The organism is Neisseria sp. P0021.S005 (assembly GCF_051956955.1).
In genome coordinates, this window is the sequence record NZ_JBQCWY010000265.1 from 1 (window position 1) to 3986 (window position 3986).

4 protein-coding genes are annotated in these 3986 nt (G+C 49.8%); all 4 read right to left on the reverse strand.

The window, feature by feature from the left end; genetic code table 11:
• Positions 1-40: 40 nt before the first annotated feature.
• Positions 41-790: a tRNA (guanosine(37)-N1)-methyltransferase TrmD gene (gene trmD / locus ACTHUE_RS12350; RefSeq protein WP_107769200.1), complete on the reverse strand. Its 750-nt coding sequence runs from the start codon at positions 788-790 to the stop codon at positions 41-43.
• Entirely contained in the window at positions 790-1299 is a 510-nt protein-coding gene (gene rimM, locus ACTHUE_RS12355) for a ribosome maturation factor RimM (RefSeq protein WP_107792345.1), read from the reverse strand. Before rimM ends, trmD begins: the two co-directional genes overlap by 1 nt.
• A 15-nt stretch (positions 1300-1314) precedes the next feature.
• Positions 1315-1563: a 30S ribosomal protein S16 gene (gene rpsP / locus ACTHUE_RS12360; protein ID WP_003684452.1), complete on the reverse strand. Its 249-nt coding sequence runs from the start codon at positions 1561-1563 to the stop codon at positions 1315-1317.
• A gap of 75 nt (positions 1564-1638) precedes the next feature.
• A complete protein-coding gene (locus ACTHUE_RS12365; protein ID WP_440423591.1) occupies positions 1639-3984 on the reverse strand; it encodes a GNAT family N-acetyltransferase in 2346 nt (781 codons plus the stop codon).
• Positions 3985-3986 lie beyond the last annotated feature (2 nt).

The window sequence follows — 3986 nt, forward strand, 5'->3', positions numbered from 1 at the left end:
TGCTCTAATTGTTGAATCAAGTTCATTTGTTTTTCCTAAGTTATGATTGGATTTCCTGTTGCTCTTGCAAGATTTCTTTTAAGAGGCGGGATTCCTTTGGGATTAAACTGCGCTTTTCCAATAAATCAGGTCGGCGCTCTAAAGTGCGTCGCAGGGATTGTTTCAATCGCCACTCGGCAATCAAGCCATGATTTCCTGAGCGTAAGACATCAGGAACCATCATGCCTTGGAATTCTACGGGTTTGGTGTAATGAGGACAGTCTAAAAGGTCGTCTGAAAACGAGTCTTGTTCAGCTGACTGTATATCGCCCAATACGTCCGGAACCAATCTTAAGACGGCATCCATCAACATCATGGCGGGTAATTCGCCACCCGAGACGACAAAGTCGCCAATGCTGATTTCTTCGTCCACACTGCTTTGCAGCAGTCTTTCATCTATGCCTTCATAGCGTCCGCATAGAAGAATAAGATGGGGCAGTTCGGCAAGTTCTGCAGCTTTTTTATGTGTCAGCGGCTGACCTTGCGGACTGAGATAAATTACTTTGGCAGGTTTTTGCGAGTTTGCTTTGGCTTCTTCAATTGCCGCTTGAAGCGGCGGAGCCATCATAATCATTCCCGGACCACCTCCGAAGGGTCGATCATCAATATAGCCAAGTTTGTTGTCGGCAAATTTTCGGGGATTGATGGCTTGAAACTGCCAAAGATTTTGTTTTCTTGCTCTGCCTGTAACGCCGTATTCGACAATACTGTCGAACATCTCTGGGAAAATGGTGATGGCTTGAATCAGCATCAGTAGTCCAAACCCCAGTCGGCAATAATGGTTTTGCTGTCGGTATCGACAGATTCGATATAGTTGGAGACAAAGGGAATCAGGATTTGTCCGTGTTCGCCTTTAATCATCAAAACATCATTGGCACCGGTTTCCATCAGGTTGTTGACTTTGCCGAGGACGATGTTTTCTTTGTTGATGACGGTCATGCCGACTAAATCTGCCCAGTAGTATTCGTCTTCCTCAGTAGGGGAGAATGACTCTCTGGGGATTTCGATGGTATAGCCGCGCAAGGTAAATGCTTGATCGCGATCGTCTATACCTTCAAATTTGACCTGAAGTTCGCCATTGGCAATTTTACCTGCCTCAAGCACAACATTCAGGGCTTTACCATCCTTGCACAACTGCCACTCGGGGTAGTCCAGCAGGCTGTCGGTATATTCGGTATTGGCGGCAATTTTAAGCCAGCCTTTAATGCCGAATACGCCTTTGATGTAGCCCATGGCTACCCGTTTTTGAGTGTCTGTCATGGTCGTTTTAGCTGATTAAGCAGCGATTTTTTGCTCTTTAATCAGTTTGGCAACTGCGTCGCTAACTTTCGCGCCTTGAGCAACCCAGTGGTTGATGCGGTCTGCGTCGAAACGTACGCGTTCTTGTTTTTCGTTGGCAACGGGGTTGTAGAAACCTACGCGCTCGATGAAGCGGCCGTCACGACGGTTGCGAGAGTCAGTTACAACTACGTTGAAGAAAGGGCGGTGTTTTGAGCCGCCGCGAGCCAAACGGATAACTACCATTTTGAGTCCTTTTGAAAAATGCGGATATATAGAAACCGCTAATTTTAGGATATTTCACACGGGTTATGCAAGTTTTTATTTGTTTTTGTTGCTGTTTTGCCATTTGTTCAAATCGAGGCTTGCTTGATACAGACCGCGGTCGGTTTCCGATGGGGTGACGGTAAATCCTGATTTTTCAGCGAGTTTGAGCATCGGTGTGTTTTCTTTGAGGATTTCCGCATTCATAGTTTGGTAACCTTGCTGTGTGGCAGTTTGGATGATGAGGCTCATCATTTTGCCTGCCAAGCCGGTTTTGCGTGCTTCAGGCGCTAAAGTAATGCCGAACTCGCACTCATTGCGATTGATGCGGCTGTAGCGGCTGACTGCAACAATATGGCCGTCTGAAGCGAAGGCTGCCCACGTGCATTCGGTATGGAAATCGGGACGGGTCAGCCGTGCGAGTGTGGGCAGCGGCAACTCGTTGGTATGGGTCATGAAGCGCGTATAGCGGTCGGCCGCGGGTAATTGGCGGACAAATTTTTGTTTGGCTTCGGCATCTTCAGGCTCTAGTGCGCGGATGTGCAGTGTGTTGCCGTCGGGCAGGGTAAAGGTCTCGGTTTGGCTCGGATAGGGTGCGAGTACGTTTTGTATCTCGGGCGTTTCGGTTTTAGGGTGCAGCAGTTCGGAAGCGGCTTCGCCGGTGTTGCGTAGGAATTCGGCCGCTGCCGGATTTTTTTGTTGGAGGTAGGCGGCGGCGCTTTGCATTTTGGCGGCGGCCTGTTCTAAGGTTTGGACGGCTTTTTTTGGGATTTTGGTTGTTGGTACGGCTGGTTTTTCCACGATTTCGGGAATGATAGTGCTGCTGTATTGGCTGCCGTTGTAGTTGAGGATAATGTCGCCGATATGCTGGTTGTTGTGGATAAGCGTGTTTAGGGAATGCAGGAATTGATTGAGAACGGACGTGTTGTCGAGTTCTGCAAATTGGCTTAAACGCTGGATATCGAGTGTGGTAAATGGAGGTAATGCGGCTTCGGTTTTGCCGTTGTAATGGGCGGAAAGGATGTTGCCGTAAATGGCATGGCGGCTGAATCGAAATTGGACGGCATTGTGTTTTTTGGTTTGGCACGGAGGCAGGTATAGGACTTCCGCCATCAGTTCGGTTTGGCCGGATGCAATGGCTTTATCGATATTTTTGCTTTTAGGTGTTTTCAGACGGCCTGTTTTGGCTGGCGCAGGGATATTTTGCACCTGTTGCAAATAGGCTGTTTGATTGCGGAAATAAAGTGTCAGTAAGGCTTCTTCCGGCGTGTTAAACCGAGTCAGGCCGTCTGAAAAACGATAGCTGACGAGAATGGGCTTGCTGGTTTTTTGTGCCAAATTATTCAGAGTTTGATGAATGCTGTACGCATCCGGCGTATCTGGCGAAATAATGCCGAGCAGGGCTTGAGTATGTGGATTTTGTAATTGTTCGAGCGCTAGACGGTGGATGCGTGCAGGCGTGGGATTGCTGCCGATGCAGCCTTGTCGGATGGATGGGGCATCAGTTGGGAGGTCGAGGGTCAATTCACAGGCATTGGCGGTGCTGCGCAGCCATTCTATCGGCGTGTCGGACAGAATGGTGGGGTTGGTAATGACGGGAATGCCGGAAAGGTGGGCTTTTAAGGCCGCTTCCAGTTCAGCGGTATTGAATACCGGTTGGAAATTGCAATGGTGGCTGAGGCTGCGCAGGATGGCTTTGTCTGTGTCGTCGGTATGGTGTGTGGACAACAGGATAAGCGGAGTGTGGTGTGTAAAGTGACGGATGGCACTGAACAGCTCGCGTTGGTTTTCGGCCGGGTTATAGTGGATCACGGCAACTTTGGTATGGCGATTGTGGCCGAAGCGGTTGAGCCAGTCGGCGGATGTAGTAGGGCTTAGATCATAGTTGAGACTAATGTGGCGCGATACGCCTTGATGCAGTGTGTTCAGCAGGTGGTTGATGTTGCGGCTGACGGTGCTGTGGCCAGTCAGTAACGCGATATGGCCGGCTGGATAGTCGGTTTGGGTGCCGATGTTGAGGTTGAGCGAGGGGAGTTGGATGCCTGCGCTGTTGCACACGGTGATGTTCAATTCGTCACCGTGATATTTTTGAATGATGGAACGGGCGTTTTTACAGGATTCGGGCGGCAGGTTTTCCCAATCTTGAATCAGGATAATGTGGCGCAGGTCTTTTTTGCGGCAAGCTTTGAACAGTGAGTCGTAATGATCGGGCGGGATAACGGCAACAACCAAGTCGGCTTGTCCCGGGATTTTGCTGAGGCTGGAGTAGGAGGGAATACCTGCTACACTGCTGTGTCGAAGATTGACGGGGGTGATTTTGCCTTGATATGAGGAACCGAGCAGGTGGCTGAAAATGCGTTCGCCAAGGCTGTGCGGACGTTCGCTGGCGCCGACGAGGATGATGT

What these genes read in the sequence shown, in the direction of transcription:
- trmD (WP_107769200.1), bottom strand. Translation starts at nt 790, where the DNA reads ATGCTGATTCAAGCCATCACCATTTTCCCAGAGATGTTCGACAGTATT.
- rimM (WP_107792345.1), bottom strand. Translation starts at nt 1,299, where the DNA reads ATGACAGACACTCAAAAACGGGTAGCCATGGGCTACATCAAAGGCGTA.
- rpsP (WP_003684452.1), bottom strand. Translation starts at nt 1,563, where the DNA reads ATGGTAGTTATCCGTTTGGCTCGCGGCGGCTCAAAACACCGCCCTTTC.